Genomic DNA, 17,959 nt, shown 5'->3' on the forward strand with positions numbered 1-17,959 from the left:
GTCTGTAATGACGCTTTCCATCTTTGGCTTCCTGCAAATCACGGGAAAGTTACTGAGCTATCTGGGTTATGCTGCAATAGCGGGCGCGTTTTATGCGCCCTTGCTATGTGGCGGTAGCTTACAAGAAAATGTCAGGCGAGATACGTTGCCTACGTATCTGCGATGGTGTTGTATCGCGCTGATTATCGGTATCGCCGGCGCCTTGGTATGGTTTTTCGCTAAAAGCGGTGCTCTGGCCTCGCGCGGGATAAACGGTGCTTTCGATCCGGTTATACTCAAAATACTGTGGTCAACAGCCCCCGGCGATGCGTTATTGATAAAGCTTTCAGCGTTTTCAGCCGCACTTGTCATGATCTTTTTATACTCATTGGCACGGTATCAACACCGACAATGGTTTCTCATGGGAGTCGGTGTTGCAATGGTGGTTGCTGCCACCAGTAGTACGCTGACCGGTCACATTTCTCAGCAAGCCCTGCCCGAGCACATTGCACTGGTGTTGCATATTATTGCGATGTCGTGGTGGATAGGTGCCCTTCCCCTGCTGATAGTTATCAGCTACCAGCATCCGCCACAATGTGTAAAAGCAATAATGGTACGATTTGGGCACCATGCCTGGTTGCCGGTGATACTACTTTTGGTGACAGGCACAGGGATGCTTGCTTCTCTGGTTGACTTACCGGGTGCCTTATACCGCTCGCTATACGGCAACATTTTTATGGTGAAAGCCGTTTTCGTGCTGATGATACTGGGGCTGGCAGCATGGCACAAATGGCAGCTTGTCCCCAAATTAACACATCGGCAGCATACACTGGCGCGATCCATTCAGATTGAATGTCTCATTGCGATAAGTATTTTGCTCGTTACCGCGACGTTTACGACAATCACAGGGCCAGAGCACTGAAACACTGACGATCAGAACTTAATTTGGGTGCGTGGGCGCGGGGTACGAAAGCTTATGCTCTTCAACCTGCAGCAGAATGGGTGTGAGGTCATCAAGATTAATTGGCTTTACCAGGTGATGATGAAAACCAGACGCCTTGGAGCGTTGTATGTGAGACGGTTGGCCCCAACCGGTTTGCGCTACGAAAATAGCCTGCTTGAGTGCCGGATTTTGCTGTAGCGCAATACACAAATCGTAACCATTCATGCCCGGCATTCCAATATCAAGCAAGACCAAATCGGGAGTAAATGATGCGACGGCTTTGAGCGCTGCCTCACCACTATCAACCACCTCCACGGTGCAGCCTTTTGCTTCCAGCAACCAGCCCATGGTGATTGCCGCATCCTGATTATCGTCAGCGATCAAAACATTTAATGAAGACTGCTGCACACGTTTATTAAATGCGGGCGTTTTTTCTGGTTGCCGGGCAGGTTGCTTATCAGTAAGCGGTAGCGTCACGGTGAATGTCGTCCCCTTGCCGGCTCCCCCACTTTCTACATTGACAACGCCGTCGTGTAGCTCAGTAAGGCGTCTGACCAGCGTTAAACCGATACCAAGCCCCCCTTTCGAACGCTCAAGCATACCTTCTATCTGAGAAAACATGTCAAACACATTTTTCAGCTTTTCTTTCGGAATACCGGCGCCATTGTCACTGATAGCCACATGTAGATTGTCAGCGTCACTGGTTACGCTGATATTAATAATTCCTTTCTCTGGCGTATATTTAGCTGCATTATTGATAATATTTGAAAATATTTGTGACAGGCGGATCAGGTCGCCGTTGACCCACAAATCATCTTCAGGGTACGTCACGTTGAGGGTATGTGAACATTCATCAATAAGCGGTTGAATCGTTTCTGTTGCTGCATCCAAAACATGTCTGATTTTAAGCGGTGTGCGCGCTAACCGGATTTTGCCCCGGGTAATTCGTGAAACATCCATCAGATCATCCACCAGCTGAATCATCTGGGTGACCTGGCGCTCCACCAGGGCAAATGACGCCTCTTTCTGGCGTTCATCGAATTTATCAGATTGCAGGATCGCCAAAGAATTTCTGATTGGCGCCAGGGGATTGCGAAGTTCATGAGCCAGCGTGGCAAGAAACTCATCTTTGCGTTTATCTGCATCGTGCAAGGCATCAATGGCGTTGCGCTCCCGGGTAACATCCACACCCACGCCGGGGAATCTTGCAGCATTGCCCATTTCATCGTAGATCACACGCCCGCGGAACGATGCCCAACGAATGCTGCCGTTTTGCTGAACAATCCGATACTCCTCATCATAAGGTGTACCATGTTCTATACTTGCCTCAATAGCGGCTTTAATTCGTTCTTTGTCATCAGGATGAATGGATGCCAGCGGCTTTTCTATAGCCACACCATAACGCGCTTCCTCACCACTGATGTTGAAAAGTTCAGCTAACCGTTCATCTGCGGTAAAGATATTCTTCTGGATATCCCAGTCCCAGATACCGAAACTGTGCGATGCCTCCAGTGCAAGACGGCGCCTGGCCTCAGCCTTTTTGGCCAGCTCTTCAGCTTCCTTTCGCTCGGTAACATCACGGGTAGATCCGGCAATGGCTTCAACCCGTCCGTCATCTGAAATGACCGGGACAAAAATGTAATCATAAATTCGTCGCCCCTGTGTACCATCAAAAGGTACGTCGCTACGAATAGGCTGCTTTGTTTCAATAACCTTTTTAATCTCATCCATGTGCATTTGGGCATGCCAGGGTTCGTAGCCCAGCTCAAGACAAGTCTTACCAACAGAGTCATCCCAGGTACGACCCCACATCTTCAGCAGCGCATCATTGGCATAGGTGAAACGGCCCTGCAAATCGAAGATATAAATTAGGTCCGGGGTATTTGATAACGCGGTCTCGTAGAGCCTGCGCTGTTTATTCAGTGTTTCAGTATTGGCAGACAAAGCCGTTTCTGCGCGCAAACGCGCCTTATTCTCACGATCTCTTTCTACCACCATCGCGGCTGAGCGCGATAACGCATCAACTACATGCCGATCCGACTCAACGGGAAGACGGGGTTCAGTATAAAAAACAGAAAATATTCCAATGACCGATTTACTTTGCGTAGAAAGCAGCGGCGTGCACCAGAAAGCATGCAATCCAGATTCAAAAGCTGTCTGACAAAACGCAGGCCACTTTGTTTTGCCCTGCATGTCTCTTATCCTGATAAGTTCCCTGGTAAGATAACATTCAGTGAGAGGGTGATCGGCTACCGTTAAGGCTACATCGTTAAGTTCATCAACCATGCTCTGCGGTAAACCAGAAGATGTCGCACATCGAATCAGCGCGTTTTCCTCATCAATCAATGAGATAGCAGCCTTAGCGCCGTGTCCGGCCTGCCCTTCAACGGCATTTGTGAGGATGTTTAATACATCTGACTGACGGGCTCCGGCAAGCGCGGCACTCAGCGCCTCCCGCTGACTATTTGCCACAGCCTCAAGTCTGCGTTTAACCGCACTTTCGTGAAACGCGATGCAGACACAATTTTGTTCAATCAGGAAAACGCTGGCCCAAACCCACAGAAACGCGGGCCCGAAAGGGGCTTCAAAAGACTCGGAGACGCCTGTATTACGTACGCTGAGATAGCGTTGCTCAAAAACAGATCCTTCGAAATCGTCAATCGCTTGATAGATGGTATGTTGACGAATTGAGGGCGCCGCAAGACCGGTGACCAATTCAGCCTGATGATTGTGATGAATAATGTTATGAAATTTATCGACCAGAAACACGGCATCGGAAATATTGTCTATTAACGACAGTGTTGAAGGGGACATGTTTATTCTGGTTACAACATCAGATTTATTCACTACAGGTTTCTTAGATTGAAGAAAATTAACACTCCCATCATAGCTGAGTGCTACGTAACAAGCGAATCAAATACACTGATTAAAAGTAACAGAAAAACATACTGTTAGGATGCTTATTTATAAAATGTCAGTGCTGGCGCGGTTTCTCTTTCCAACTCCCCTTTTTTCTTAATGCTGACTCATGCCAAACAGAACGAAGCCAAGGCATGCTCAATCAACAGATATACTTTTCGGTTATTTAAGCAGAAACACCGTTTAATTTGTTTACATTGTTTTAACTTATTGACTACGCTTAGCTACGGTTTTTTGCATTACATGTAGCAGAGATAGAAAGATGTTAAGTAAGTTTTCTATTAAAACACGCCTTATATCACTGGCCACTTTGCCCCTCATTCTGATCACACTTATTTTGCTATTGGTGACTGCCAGTCAGATCAAGAAAATGCAAAGTGAAAGTGTCCGCAGCGCTGAAGAAATTCTCACTCAAAGTAAGCAGGAAGAGCTTAAACATATCATCGATATGGCCTACTCAGCGATTGCCCCCCTTTACGAGGGTGGAGGAAGCAGAAATGATGCCGTATCAATTCTGCAGAATATGTCATTTGGAGAAGACGGTTACATTTTTGGTTACACAGAGGATGCAGTGCGAGTCTTCAGTGGTAACAGCCAGGAAAATATTGGGAAAAGTTATTATGACTTTAAAGATACCAATGGCGTTTATTTAATTAGGGAGCTTATTGAAGCAGGTAAGAAAAATACTGCTGGGCAGTCGGCGGAATTCGTAACTTATCATTTTCCAAGACTGGGCGGAGATATCGCTTATCCCAAGCTCTCGTATGCCATTTTCCTTGATGAATGGAATTTGATGATCGGTACCGGTATCTATGTTGACCACATCGAGCAACAGGTAAGCACACTGGAAGCAATTATAAGTCAGTCCAGTGAGCATTTGCTGATGCTGGTATTTATCGTGGCTCTGATAGCACTGCTGATATTTGCCAGTACGGGTTTAATGATTTCAAGATCTATCCTCAAACCGCTTGATGAAGCCACGCAATCCATCTTCAGCTTATCTCAGGGTGAAGGTGACCTTACCCAGCGCCTCAACGTTTCAGATCAACATGAAATGGGCGCGCTGGCTACACACACAAACGCCCTTTTGTCGACGCTTCAGACACTCATTGAAAAAGTCAAACAGGTCGCCAATGCGGTTTCAGACCAGGGGCATACCCTTACCGAACAGGCCAACAGTATAAACCGGCTGAGCTCGACCCAGCACACCGAAATAGACCAAATTGCTTCGGCCACCACACAAATGTCTGAATCCGCCGCTCAGGCGGCGCGAAATGCATCCAATGCAGCGCGCGCGGCTCATAATGCAGAACAGGAAAGTCAGGCGGCGCTGGCCAGCGCAGATCGGACTCGCAGGGAAATGCACAACCTGATTGACGCACTTGCCAGAACCAGCGATGTCGTTAGTCATGTCGGCGCGGACGTTGAAAATATCAGTGTCGTCTTGCAGGTCATTGGAAATATCGCAGAACAGACAAACCTGCTGGCCCTCAATGCGGCTATTGAAGCTGCGCGTGCCGGCGATCAGGGACGAGGCTTTGCGGTAGTTGCCGATGAGGTGAGAACACTTGCCTCCAGAACGCAGGGCAGCACGGAAGAAATTCAACAAATGATAGAAAAACTGCAGAAAAGCGCCAGGGATGCCGCTAATGTGATGGCAGCCAGTATCAAAAACAGCGAAAACACATCCGCTGGTATTGATGCTACTGCAGCCAACCTTGATGCGATTAGCCAGGCTGTAAATACGCTTAATGACGAGAATACACAAATCGCCACCGCTGCTGAACAGCAGCGCGTAGTCAGTGGTGACATTTCAGGCAGAATTGTTGGCGTGGCAGAACAAACAACCGAGCTGGCAGGGATCTCCACTCAAAATGCCCGGGTCGCTAACGAGCTTGAAGCCAAAGTGCGCGAACTGGAAGATTTAATCGGGCAGTTCAAAGTATAAAATGTAATGGTTTAATGAAAATAAGATAGTTATTGCCTTCGGTATTGGCTCTGCTAAGGTGTTCATTATTTTTTTGATTAGTAAAGTTTTCGTCGATGTTTGAAGCCCACGGGTCTTTTAAAACGACAATACATAATAATGTATTGCTGGTAGATATTATTGGCCCCTGGAATCTGGAGACAGCCCTGAATTATGAGCGTCATATCAGTCAGATTACGGCGTCTCTGGTTGGTGCTCCCTGGGCGATGATCACTGATTTATATGACTGGGAACTTTACACGCCGGACTGTTATCCGATCATCCATCAGTTGGTGAACAAATGTATTGAAAACGGGTTACATCGCGAGGCTGTGATAAGTCCACAGAAAAGTATCAAACGACGGCCGTTTGAGGTTGATCGCGCCCATTATCCTCAATTCAGCCGCGCTTTTTTTATTGATTATCCCCCGGCCAGGCAATGGCTGGCGGAACAGGCATTCTTTGCACCAGATAGATAGCAGTTATTGATCGAAAAAGCGCTCTTGGTGGTCAACGTAACGTTGCATAATTTTGTCATACTGACCACTTGCCTTCACACTTTCCAGTGCTGTTTTTATCTCCTGCACATGAAACCGAACAGGCGAGCTTTTCGAAATTGCGATATAGCAAATTTCCCCCTTAATAACATAAGGCGATCGAATAAAACTCAATTGCAGTTGTTTCATCACAGATTTGGCTACCAACTCAGGAATGATGACAAGATCCACCCGACCGGCTTTTAGCATTCTTAGTGCCTGGTGATAATCATTCAGTTTTATTATCGTGATGTCAGCAATGCTACTCAAAAAAGTCAGGTAGTCACTGCCCCGTTGGACGCCAATGGTTTTGCCGGTAAAGTCTGCCGCATCACGAATGATATTGGTCGTACTGTTCACCAGTACTAATTTTTTTACTGGTGGAAAAGCCGGTACAGAAAAATCGACATAATCGTCACGTTTATCATTTTTAATCGGCCCTAACATCACGTCCACCTGCCCCGTTTTCAACAGGTGTAATGCCCGTTTAAAAGGCACTTCAAAATAGTCGGTTTGAATATTTATTTGTTTCATCACCTCTTCGTAGATATCTACATAGATACCACTAACAGAGTCTCCGGCGATAATTCGGTAAGGGGGCGCATTATCGATGGCAGCTTCCACATAAGCCGGCCAGGCAACAGACTCTTCCGGTTCTGTTGCCACAGATTGAAATGAAAAAGTCGTCAATAACAGGGCCGATAAAAGCCGACATAACAGGTAGTGATCAGGTAAAGCTAACGTGAAAAAAAACATCCTGCTGATTACCTCACTCAACAGCCGACATTTGAAAAGATATACAGAATACCTAATATTTAAGTGCGCGACACCAGTTCTTCTATAAATAGTCGATAATGAGTAGGTGAGAGTGTCCAGTAACTTTTACATACTAGGAAATGTATATGGGGCAGTTGTTTGTGCTCTGGACGCTTCAGGGTGTGAGTAGCAGATTAACTTCATTCGCAAACAATAGCTTATCAGAAGCCTACCACTTTGTTCTTGCCTCTGTTTTTAGCTTCGTAAAGGAGTTTATCGGCGCGGCGAAGTGTTGTTTCGTGAGAATCGTCATCGGCAGAAATAGCAGTAACGCCGATACTCACTGTCACCTCGATCTCTCCTGCTGTTAATGAATCGGCCTGAGCTGCAAACTGACTGTTCAACCGTTCGGCGAATGTAATCGCCTGCTTGAGATCGGTATTAGGTAAAACAATGACAAATTCATCACCGCCAAAACGATAGGCGGCGTCAGCTTCACGCATTTGCTCGCGCAAAATATCCGCAAGCGCCACGATGATTTCGTCGCCTTTATGGTGCCCTTCTATGTCGTTGACCGATTTGAGGTTATCAAGATCAAGCATAAGCACCGAGGTAGATACATCGTAACGATTAAAGCTGGCTAAGTGTGCGGCAAGATCCTGTTCAAGACGGCGGCGATTATAAAGCTCAGTCAGTTGATCGGTATCCCCCCAGTAACGAAGCTTTTTTTCTAACTGGTAACGCTCTGATATATTACTGGCAACCCAAAGGACAACTGACTCATCGTTCACTTTGAAGTCAAGCGCCTGGATCCTCCCCTCAAACCAAATAGGCTCCTCCGGCCCTTCATCAGGCAAGCCCAGAACATCTTTATCACTGAGCTGATACTCTTCTACCATCATCTCACCGGATGTGAGCGCTTCATTGATTTTGCGGATAAAATAATCGGCTTTCTCTGGCTTGAGAACATCATATAGATTCTGACCAACCAGAGACGTACCATCATGGTAATATCGAACATCCTGACCACCGAAAAGCGCCACATACTTTCCGGACGTGGAAAGAATAAATACGGGATCGGGCAATGATTCCAACACTGACCGCATCTGTTCGATATTCATAAGAGCTCAATCATTAACAAACGCATATAAACCAAAGATACACTGTTTTCAAGCCAGCGCAAAAGTTTAATACCAAGAAAGTATGACACCTTACTTACCCTTTCGCTTTCTATCTGTCGTAGCGCGTAATTACACCCGATGAAAGATCAGCTCGCTGTATTAATGTGTATAAGCAACAGGCAGTTGGATGGACATGTTTCCTCTTGGCCTTCATTTTTGTATTGGTAGATAAGATAACGCGTCACTTGTATAGTCCCCTTATATCGGAGAAGTTATGAGAAAAATATTAGCCGCACTGTCAGCACTTTTATTGTTAGGTGCGTGTACAGACGACAATTCAGTCAGAACTGGCATTTTCAGTGCCTCAACGGTGGACTGGGAAGTTGCGAAAGATCCGGATTTACCGGGGGTGACCTGTCATGTACAGCATATTTCCGCCAATCTTTCTATCAGCGATCCGTCAAACATGTCTATTGCATGCCGACAATCAGGTGAAATTACGCTATTTGATTTAGAAAAGGCTGAAATCGAAGAGCCGAAAATGATATTTAAAGAATCAAAATCGATATTTTTTAAATCCATTAAAGTAAGACGCACTTACGATAAAGATAATCAGGTAATTGTTTATACCGCGTTTTCTACCAAAGAAACCAGCGGTAGCTTTAAGCATGCTATATCGACAGTGCCGCTGTACGGCACCAGCGCTTTCCAGACTAATTAAGCCTTTGTACCACCGCTAAAGTGGGTATGCCATTGCGATACCCACTGCTTTTCACTTTTTCCTCCGATCTATAAATTTAATAATATTCATTTTTCTCTATAAACTCCCGCTATCTCAGCATCTTAAGTTCTTCAAATCTTTTGTAGCTTCTCGAGGCTCATCTTAAAAGAGCACTCTCCCCCTTGAATAAACTTTTTCATTTACTATTATGTAACAAATTATTAACACCTCAGACCTCCGAGTAGTTGGGAGCCACTTCACGACACAGGATAAATTATGAAAAAAGTTTTGATGCTGATTACGCTCATCACCTCGTTGATGTTGCCCGCCATGAATGCTCAGGCCTCAACCTATGCCAAGACACAGTATCCCATTGTGCTGGTGCACGGTCTTTTTGGCTTTGATGACGTATTGTGGGTAGATTACTTCTATAAAATACCCTACAAACTTTCCAGTCAGGGTGCTGTCGTCTACACCTCTACCGTTTCCCCCGCGAACTCGACAGAAGTACGCGGCGAACAGTTACTTGCATATATCGATCAGGTGCTGGCACACTCTGGGGCAGATAAAGTAAACCTGATTGGTCATAGCCATGGTGGACCAACCGCGCGTTATGCCGCCAGTGTTGCGCCACACAAGGTCGCATCGGTTACATCAGTGGGCGGCGTAAACCAGGGCAGCAAAGTAGCAGACATTCTGCGTGCAGGCTTAGCTGAAGGTTCAACCCTGGAAGGCGTTGCTGCAACAACATTCAATGCGTTTTCCAATCTGCTGGAGCTGATTTCCGGCTCTGGAATTTCAAGCTTACCTACCGACAGTATTGCCGCGCTAAATTCTTTATCGACGCAAGGTAGCAAGACGTTTAATGCCCGCTACCCGGAAGGATTACCAAGCAGCTATTGTGCAAATGACGGTAAAATGCGTGAATCTAACGGTGTTATGTATTTCTCATGGAGTGGTGGCAGTCGCTATACTAACGTACTGGACGCCGCCGACCCCTTTCTGGCGCTGACAGGTTTGTCTTTCGGAGAGAAGAATGATGGTCTGGTGTCCTCCTGCAGCTCGCGTCTGGGCTACGTCATCCGTGATGATTATCGTATGAACCACCTTGATGAAGTCAATCAGACACTGGGTATACACCACTTGTTTGAAACTGATCCCGTACAAGTCTACCTCACCCATGCTAACCGCCTGAAATCACTGGGCTTATAATATGCAGCGCCGCGGACAAATACTGTGCACAGGTTTGGCCGTCAGCCTGCTGATCGCAGGCTGGGCGTTACGGTTTGGTTTTGGTGTATCGCAGACTCAGCCTGCCACATCAAAGCCCCCTGTCGCGGTATCCGTCCCGTCGTCGGCACTCCGGTTTCACTCCGGTACTGAAGCTAACAATGACAAACATTACACGCGTACCGCGGTAAGTGGCAGGCATTTTTCCTTAAGTGAAAATACCAGACTCGAATTCGATCGGTTTATTTTTAACAATGAGGGAAGCGCGCCACAGGTATTGAAAAAACGCTATGCAGAAGAAGTGGTCGCACCGCAGTTTGAGCCCATTTCTGCCAGTTACTTAATTGATTTGTTTACTCGCTATATTGATTATAAAGCTCAGTTGAAAGCACTGGATGAGCCGGTCATGAGTACAGATATAAAGGCCATGGCTAATCGGCTACAACTTAAGCAGGATCTACAGCAAACACTGTTTAGTGAAAAAGAGTATGATTATTTGTTTGCTCAGGATGCCGCTTATGACACTGCAGCGCTTGAACGACTGCAGATAGCCGCAGATGATGGATTATCGGCACAGCAAAAAGCCCGGTATATCGAAAGTCAGCTTGATACTTTACCCGACGCACAAAAGCAAAGTTTTCAACCAAGTATTCATGTAAACAGGCTTAATTCACTGCAGCGCAACTTTGACAATCCGGAAACGCGCTATCAGGCGGTGTCTGCTGAATTCGGGCATGAAGTCGCACAGCGTCTGAATAAGGCTGCAGATAACCAGTCTCGCTGGCAGCAAAAAGTGAAGTCATTTAAACGATGGCGCGAAAATCTGAACAATTCGGTCGAACTCTCCGCTGAACAGATAAATGCCCAGGTCAGACAAAAAAGAGAGTCTATGTTTTCCGCTACAGAGCAGCGCAGATTGCAGGTTTATCTTGAAAACCCCACGTTGCTAAAAGAAGGCAAATGAAGGGGTCGCCCTCTTTTAGTGCGCTGCCATCACCACACTCATCTTATCTGAGTGATGGACGCTGTTTGAACGCTGAACTTAGCATTGACACGCTTACTCAAACATTTCGCCAAGGAAAGCTTTAAACAGGTCCCATGCGCGTTCGGAGGCCTGTTTGTTGTATTTCAGTCCTAACTCATCGTTGCTTGCATCAGGATTAGTAAACGCATGGGAGACACCACCGAAAATGTGTAATTGCCAATCGGCATTTCGCTTCGTCATCTCATTGCCAAAGCTGACCAGCGCATCCGGATCAGCCATGGGATCATCGAACCCCTGGAAACACATTACTTTGGGCAGAATATCATCACTTCCTGGTTTACCCGGCTTACCAATGACCGCGTGAAAGGCAGACACACCCAGCACCGGGGCATTCGTGCGCGCCATGTCCAGCGCACAAAGGCCGCCAAAGCAAAATCCGGTTACCGACACATTATTCTCGTCTGTTTCAGGCTGTTCGCACATTGCAGCCAGTGCGCCTCGTAGTCGTTGCTGTAGTTCATCGCGATCTTCAACCAAAGGCGTCATCAACGCCTGATTTTCCTCGATTGTCTCACCGCGCACATCCTTACCATAAACATCGGCAGCAAAGGCGGTGTAGCCTAGTTCAGCGATACGTTTAGCGGTTTCCTCCTCGTGCTCTTTACGACCTCCCCACGCATGACAGACCATAACAGTCGGACGTGATTGTTGTCCGTCAGTGGCCAGTAAACCTTCAAAAACCTTTCCGTTAACCGTGTATTCAATGGTGCGTGTGGTAATTGCCATAAAAACCTCAATTGGTGAAAAATCGATGAATGCCAGGGTGATAACTGACTACACAGTCAGTATCAGTGAAGTAGTTTAGTTACGGCATCAGCAATGATTAGTTCATACCGGGCGTACAGAGAGTAAACAACCGCCCACGGAAATAAAAAATGCCCGCGCAGGAAGAATCTGTCTCAGGTAATTTTATGATAACATCGCTATTCGCGGTAACACTTCTGCCGCACTACCAGACACTGACATTTAACTTGTAGATTGATGCTATGCAAACGACAAACTCAACACGCTTAAATAAATTTATCAGCGAAACCGGCTTTTGTTCGCGCCGTGATGCCGATAAATATATTGAACAGGGTGCAGTACAAATCAATGGCGTGCGAGCTGAAGTTGGAACAAAGGTCGTGCCTGGCGATACGGTCAAAGTAAACGGAAAGCTGATTAAACCTGCTGACAAAAGTAAATTTGTCGTTCTGGCTTTAAATAAACCTGTTGGGGTGGTAAGCACGACTGACAGCGCTGAAAGAGCAAACATTGTTAATCACGTACGATACAAAGAGCGCATATTCCCTATCGGTCGGCTTGATAAAGACTCACAGGGGCTTATTTTCCTTACCAATAACGGTGATTTGGTCAATAAGGTTTTACGGGCAGGAAATCAACACGAAAAAGAATATGTCGTTACGGTAAATAAGCCTGTCACTGATGAATTTTTAAAAGGCATGCGCAGTGGTGTACCTATTCTGGGGACGACAACCAAGCGTTGTAAAGTCACAAAAGAAGGTCATTTCTCGTTTAAAATAATCCTGATAGAAGGCCTTAATCGCCAGATTCGTCGGATGTGTAGTTACTTTGACTTTGAGGTAACCAGATTGGAACGCATCCGAATCATGAATGTAAACCTGAAGGGATTGAAAACCGGTCAGTGGCGTGAATTATCCAAAGATGAACTTTCAACGCTGTTAAAATCGGTTGAACATTCATCTTCTGAAGCCCCTGTCGGCCATAGAAGTTCGCGCCCCAAACCGACCGGAAGCCGTAATGCAAATACGCCGAAGCCGGGTAAAAGCCGCTCAAAAAACCGCACGGGCAATACACTTAGCTTGAGCGCAAATCGCAAAGGTAAGGGAGCGCGCTGACATTGTCATTTCTCTTCAGGATAGTGTTGAGTGGACGAAAAACCTTTGATTGACTGAAAAATCAGTTCCTTACAGCTTCAGGCGGTACGTTTTTACATCGAAAGTTGCTGTACAAAAAGTAACCCTATGATTTTATTGGCACTTTTTGGAAATAGTGCTTGACCTATCGGCTTCTGATCATTAAGATGCACTCCTCAAATGGCGCAGGGCCAGTTAGCAAACTAGCACTGTTTATCCTGTTGCTGTTTACGTAATGTGGAGTGGTACCCAAGCGGTCAACGGGAGCAGACTGTAAATCTGCCGGCTCAGCCTTCGCAGGTTCGAATCCTGCCCGCTCCACCATATTTTTTCGCTATGTGCGATATCTATCGGTGCGCCCGCACTAAACCAATCAATTTACCTGGTCGTTGCTGTCATCAATGACGCTGTATTCGTTATAGTTAGCAAGCCCACTGCTTAATCCGACATTGAGCGTGCACAGTATTTCGGGCGATCGCCGCGCCCCGTTGAAATTAGCGCTTTTTCATGCGCTCGCTCTGCGCCTGTCGCTTTTCGTTTCGTTTTTCTTTGCGATCCCGTTTTTGCGGTGTCAGCGACCCTTCTTTGAATCGCTGTTTACGTTTATCTTTATCCGCCTTTTTCCTGGCCGCGGCTTCTTCCACTTCCCGATTTTCGCTGATGACCATTTCAGGTGTCTCCAGGGTAATCTTGCCCAGTTTCCCTGATTGCAATTCTTTGAGCAGAATCTCGCAAATCTTGTGCAGATTGACCCTGCCCCCGGTCATAATGGCGCCACGTTTTTTCGCAGCCGCTTCTAAAAACGCCAGTTCGGTATCCGGCAGTTCATCCAGCTGATACCGTTCCTGCATTAGCTGGGGGTACGCTTTTATCAGATAATCCGCAGCAAAAAAGCCCACATCATCATATTCCATCGCGGTATTTTTAACCGCGCCAGAGGCCGCCAAACGATAAATTGACTGGGGATTTTCCACCTTGGGCCATAGTACTCCGGGCGTGTCATACAATACGATGCCACTCCCTAAATTTATTCGTTGCTGCCCCTTGGTCACCGCAGGCTCATTACCGGTCTTGGCTATGGTGCGTTGCGCCAGAATGTTTATCAGCGTGGATTTGCCTACGTTCGGGATCCCGGTAATCATTGCGTTAATTGATTTAATATGGGCATCTTTTTGCGCACAGACACTTCGAATAAGATTAATAATCTGCTTGCTGCCAGCCGGGTTGTCACTTGAGGTAGTGATGGTTTTTACCCCTCGCTCTGATTCAAGATGCGTTTGCCAGCGTGCGGTAAGCGCAGGATCGGCTAAATCAAATTTATTCAGAATCTTTATGCAGGGTTTGTCCCCTCTGATACGGGCTATCTCAGGGTTTTCGCTGGAAAAAGGAATACGCGCATCAAGCACCTCGATCAACACATCGACTTGCTTCAAAGATTCCTTTATTTCTTTCAGGGCTTTATGCATGTGCCCGGGAAACCAATGTAACGCCACGTTATCTTTCCTTTGCAATGATTAATGTGAAAACCGTCTTTCTCAGCCTGGTTACGACACAGATGAAATTAGCACAGACAGCAACGGTTTATAGAGACAACTGATACACAGACAATGTCACTGCACTGGCCAGATTTAATGAGTCAATGTGTCCACTGCCGCTAATGGTGAACGCTTGGGCGTCACATTTTTGCAGCGCGTCAAAAGGCACGCCCCGGGCTTCGTTACCAAACAGGTAGCAGTCAAAATCTTTAAACGTAATATCGCTGATACTGGTGCCCTGCATATCCAGATAAGCAAACGTACCAAAACGCGTGGACAGACTCGCCAGAGTTACATCCATCTCAATAGGAACATGAAATATCGCGCCCATGCTTGCACGCACAACCTTCGCGTTATACGGATCGACACTACCCGGGCTAAGCAGCAGGCGGCATTGGCCAAACCATGCGAGGCTTCGCAAAATAGTACCCAGATTGCCTGGATCCTGAACTTCGTGAAGATAGATACAGCGTTCCGTTTGTGTCAGTGATTCTAAGTGAGCTTCAGGCAGGGGAACAGTAGCAATTATCCCCTGCGGTGTTTTGGTTCCGCTCAATTGCGCCATTTGCCGCTGATTAATGGTTTTGACCACATACTGATGCTGCAACTGATGGATGCATTTTTCACTGTCAGCAGTAACGTATACTGTTACCCTGGCGCGTAAGGCATCATCAATACCGGCTTTATCAAGCTCCAGTAAAAGATGTTCGCCTTCAATCAGGTAGTAGCCAAACTGAGAGCGGTACTTTTTTTGATGAAGTTTTTTAACATCGTCCAGTTTCATAACAACCTGCTAAGTATCAATCCCGAAAAGTGCATGCTGTGCGTTGTCGGCACGAGCGTTACCCGAAATAGCGTAGCCAGAGACCTGTATGAGTGCCACGCGATAAATCAAATCTATCTGGCGCTGATATCGCTATCACATTATCCGGGGTCTGAAACGGTAGATAAAAAATACAATCAGAATTAAGCATGCTGCTGACTGAATTTACCGCCGACAAGTCTAAAGTAGCGTGGATAAAACTCAAGCTTTCTTGCCTGTTTCCCTTATTAACCGCCCATTAATCCGCCTTTATCAAGCGCCAGCTTCTGCTTAGTCGACATCCGCGGTTCTGGCCCGCCACCAACAGGGCTTGCATCTTGCACTTATTGCTGCTCCTATAATGGCTCATTTTGTCACTGAGAGTAATCAATGCGCGTTTGGTTGTTGTTTGCAGCTGTAATAATGATAAGTGGGTGTCAGCTTCTCAGGTCCGCCGATAAAACTGGCCGCGAGAATGACAATGAAATAACAAAAACAGACTGGGGGACTTACCCATCTGCTCAGGCGGTGAGCTTCTCAGAGGTACTTGCTCTGGATTATGACGAGGCAACCGCAACCCTTTCATACGGTGACGACCCTTTACAATTTGGTAAACTCTGGTTACCTGACGACAAAACAGCGCCTCCCCCGCTGCTCATTTTTGTTCATGGCGGTTGCTGGTTATCGGCGTATGACATTACGCACAGCTATGCTATGGCCACAGCGCTGAAAAATGCAGGATTCGCTGTCTGGTCAGTTGAATATCGTCGCACCGGCGATCCGGGAGGCGGCTGGCCGGGAAGCCTTGATGATGTAGTCAAGTCTATTGATTTTATTCATCAACAGAAGCAATACACATTTGACCGTCAACAGATAACCCTGGCAGGACATTCCGCCGGAGGGCATCTGGCGATGCTGGCTGTACAGCAACTCTCCGGGCCAATCGGTCACGTTATAGGTCTGGCACCTATCATCGATATTGAAAAATATGCCAGAGGAAGCAACAGCTGCCAGCGTGCTACTACTGAATTTATGCGCGGAACACCTCAGCGGCGGCCGTCGCAATACCAGCAAGCCAGCCTGGTAAATGCACAATTTGAAAAAAGCGTGACAATTTTCACCGGCGATAAAGACAGTATTGTACCGCTACCTGATAATCCGCTACCTGCAGTATCATTTACCTCTGTTAAAAATGCCGGACACTTTGACTGGCTTCATCCTGGTACACCAGCCTTTGCGGCTTTCATGGAAAAACTGAAAAAATAAGTGAGTCTATGACGCATAATATTGAACAACTTGACCGCCTTGATCCTCTTGCCGCCTGTCGCGAACAGTTTGCGCTGCCGGAAAATACCATTTATCTGGATGGCAACTCTTTAGGGGCCTTGCCCAAAGCAAGTGCCGCGCGTGTGCATGAAGTCGTCAGCCATCAATGGGGCAACGACTTAATCAGTGCCTGGAATAAGCATAGCTGGATTGAGCTTCCATTGACGGTGGGAGATAAGATTGCACCACTGCTTGGTGCCGCTGCCGGCCAGGTGGTGGTAACGGATTCCATTTCAATCAACCTTTATAAATTGTTAGTTACCGCTTTGAATATGCAGCCAGGTCGCAACACCGTGGTCTCAGAACAAGGCAACTTTCCTACCGATCTGTATATGGTTCAGGGAATAGAAGCGCTGCTTGGTAGCCAACGCTGCGAACTCAACAGTGTGCCCACTGAAGAACTCGATGATGCATTAGATGAAAACGTTGCTGTTTTGATGCTCACGCATGTTAACTTTCGTTCTGGTCGCATTCACGATATGCAGCGTTTGACCAGGCTGGCACAGGATAAAGGCATACTGGTCATCTGGGATCTTGCTCACAGCACCGGTGCTGTGCCCCTCAATCTGGATGCCTGTAATGTCGACTTTGCGGTTGGGTGCGGTTATAAATATCTTAACGGCGGCCCAGGAGCGCCTGCGTTTATTTATGCAGCCGCCAGACATCATGCACAGATTAAACAGCCGCTCAGCGGTTGGATGGGTCACGCAAATCCCTTCGCATTTTCTGACAACTATGAACCCGCAGCGGGGGTCCGGCAGTTTCTGACGGGTACGCCATCTATTATTGCAATGGCGGCGTTAGATGCGGCGCTTGATGTCTTTGCTGATGTGGATATGCAGGCGGTGCGCAATAAATCGATTGAACTGACAGAACTGTTTTTATCGCTCAAAAAAGACCACGCCTGCCTGTTCGATTTAACACTTCAGTCACCTGCTGATCCAGCCGTACGAGGCAGCCAGTTATCGTTTTCTCACCCTGATGCTTATGCCATTTGTCAGGCGCTCATCGGGCATGGAGTGATACCGGATTTCCGCGCACCTGACATCGTCCGGTTTGGGTTTACGCCTTTATATCTGCGCTACAGTGATATTGCTCAGGCTATAGATATTTTAGCGACGATTATGGACCACGCGCTTTACCGGGATTCAAAATACAACCAGCGGGCAACCGTCACTTAAGCGGCGATGCAAAAAGAAAAGT

15 protein-coding genes and 1 tRNA gene are annotated in these 17,959 nt (G+C 46.9%); 10 read left to right on the plus strand and 6 right to left on the minus strand.

Going from position 1 to position 17,959, the window contains the following annotated elements; all coding sequences use genetic code 11:
• Nucleotides 1-7: 7 nt before the first annotated feature.
• Nucleotides 8-901 (plus strand): copper resistance D family protein, encoded by an 894-nt coding sequence (locus tag HHX48_RS03200; protein ID WP_191022181.1) that lies wholly within the window; start codon nt 8-10, stop codon nt 899-901.
• Between the two features lie 18 nt (nt 902-919).
• Here the strand turns inward: HHX48_RS03200 and HHX48_RS03205 are convergent, their stop codons facing one another.
• Nucleotides 920-3,769 (minus strand): ATP-binding protein, encoded by a 2,850-nt coding sequence (locus HHX48_RS03205; protein ID WP_317983469.1) that lies wholly within the window; start codon nt 3,767-3,769, stop codon nt 920-922.
• A 334-nt stretch (nt 3,770-4,103) separates the two neighbouring features.
• On the opposite strand from HHX48_RS03205, the gene HHX48_RS03210 reads away from it, so the two are divergent.
• On the plus strand, nt 4,104-5,789 hold the full coding sequence (locus HHX48_RS03210) for a methyl-accepting chemotaxis protein (protein WP_191022182.1): 1,686 nt from the start codon (nt 4,104-4,106) through the stop codon (nt 5,787-5,789).
• Nucleotides 5,790-5,884: 95 nt separating this feature from the next.
• The gene (locus HHX48_RS03215) at nt 5,885-6,286 is read left to right on the plus strand and encodes a hypothetical protein (RefSeq protein WP_191022183.1); all 402 of its coding nucleotides are present in this window, start codon (nt 5,885-5,887) and stop codon (nt 6,284-6,286) included.
• Between the two features lie 3 nt (nt 6,287-6,289).
• On the opposite strand, the gene HHX48_RS03220 is transcribed toward HHX48_RS03215, so the two are convergent.
• Nucleotides 6,290-7,009 carry a substrate-binding periplasmic protein gene (locus tag HHX48_RS03220; RefSeq protein ID WP_191022184.1) on the minus strand — a complete coding sequence of 240 codons (720 nt, stop codon included), beginning with the start codon at nt 7,007-7,009 and terminating at the stop codon, nt 6,290-6,292.
• 311 nt (nt 7,010-7,320) lie between these two features.
• The gene (locus HHX48_RS03225) at nt 7,321-8,220 is read right to left on the minus strand and encodes a sensor domain-containing diguanylate cyclase (protein ID WP_191022185.1); all 900 of its coding nucleotides are present in this window, start codon (nt 8,218-8,220) and stop codon (nt 7,321-7,323) included.
• 274 nt (nt 8,221-8,494) lie between these two features.
• Between HHX48_RS03225 and HHX48_RS03230 the strand changes: the two genes are divergently transcribed.
• From HHX48_RS03230 to HHX48_RS03240, 3 genes are all read left to right on the plus strand, one after another.
• Entirely contained in the window at nt 8,495-8,941 is a 447-nt protein-coding gene (locus HHX48_RS03230; protein WP_191022186.1) for a CreA family protein, read from the plus strand.
• Between the two features lie 276 nt (nt 8,942-9,217).
• Complete coding sequence (locus HHX48_RS03235) at nt 9,218-10,153, plus strand: esterase/lipase family protein (RefSeq protein WP_191022187.1); 936 nt, start codon at nt 9,218-9,220, stop codon at nt 10,151-10,153.
• Between the two features lies 1 nt (nt 10,154).
• Nucleotides 10,155-11,135 (plus strand): lipase secretion chaperone, encoded by a 981-nt coding sequence (locus HHX48_RS03240; protein ID WP_191022188.1) that lies wholly within the window; start codon nt 10,155-10,157, stop codon nt 11,133-11,135.
• 93 nt (nt 11,136-11,228) lie between these two features.
• On the opposite strand, the gene HHX48_RS03245 is transcribed toward HHX48_RS03240, so the two are convergent.
• Entirely contained in the window at nt 11,229-11,942 is a 714-nt protein-coding gene (locus HHX48_RS03245; RefSeq protein ID WP_191022189.1) for a dienelactone hydrolase family protein, read from the minus strand.
• Nucleotides 11,943-12,202: 260 nt separating this feature from the next.
• Between HHX48_RS03245 and rluF the strand changes: the two genes are divergently transcribed.
• Together rluF and HHX48_RS03255 are read left to right on the plus strand one after the other, a co-directional pair.
• Nucleotides 12,203-13,075: a 23S rRNA pseudouridine(2604) synthase RluF gene (rluF, locus tag HHX48_RS03250; RefSeq protein WP_191022190.1), complete on the plus strand. Its 873-nt coding sequence runs from the start codon at nt 12,203-12,205 to the stop codon at nt 13,073-13,075.
• Nucleotides 13,076-13,332: 257 nt separating this feature from the next.
• A tRNA-Tyr gene (locus tag HHX48_RS03255) sits at nt 13,333-13,417 on the plus strand.
• A gap of 170 nt (nt 13,418-13,587) precedes the next feature.
• On the opposite strand, the gene ylqF is transcribed toward HHX48_RS03255, so the two are convergent.
• Nucleotides 13,588-14,586 carry a ribosome biogenesis GTPase YlqF gene (gene ylqF, locus HHX48_RS03260; protein ID WP_191022191.1) on the minus strand — a complete coding sequence of 333 codons (999 nt, stop codon included), beginning with the start codon at nt 14,584-14,586 and terminating at the stop codon, nt 13,588-13,590.
• Between the two features lie 88 nt (nt 14,587-14,674).
• Nucleotides 14,675-15,412, minus strand: a complete 738-nt coding sequence (locus tag HHX48_RS03265; RefSeq protein WP_191022192.1) for a TrmH family RNA methyltransferase — start codon at nt 15,410-15,412, stop codon at nt 14,675-14,677.
• 441 nt (nt 15,413-15,853) lie between these two features.
• Here HHX48_RS03265 and HHX48_RS03270 point away from each other — a divergent pair, with 441 nt between their 5' ends.
• Entirely contained in the window at nt 15,854-16,696 is an 843-nt protein-coding gene (locus HHX48_RS03270) for an alpha/beta hydrolase (protein ID WP_191022193.1), read from the plus strand.
• A gap of 8 nt (nt 16,697-16,704) precedes the next feature.
• Nucleotides 16,705-17,937 (plus strand): kynureninase, encoded by a 1,233-nt coding sequence (gene kynU, locus HHX48_RS03275; RefSeq protein ID WP_191022194.1) that lies wholly within the window; start codon nt 16,705-16,707, stop codon nt 17,935-17,937.
• Nucleotides 17,938-17,959 lie beyond the last annotated feature (22 nt).

The sequence above is a fragment of the Salinimonas profundi genome (assembly GCF_014750655.1).
In the GTDB taxonomy this organism is placed as follows: domain Bacteria; phylum Pseudomonadota; class Gammaproteobacteria; order Enterobacterales; family Alteromonadaceae; genus Alteromonas; species Alteromonas profundi_A.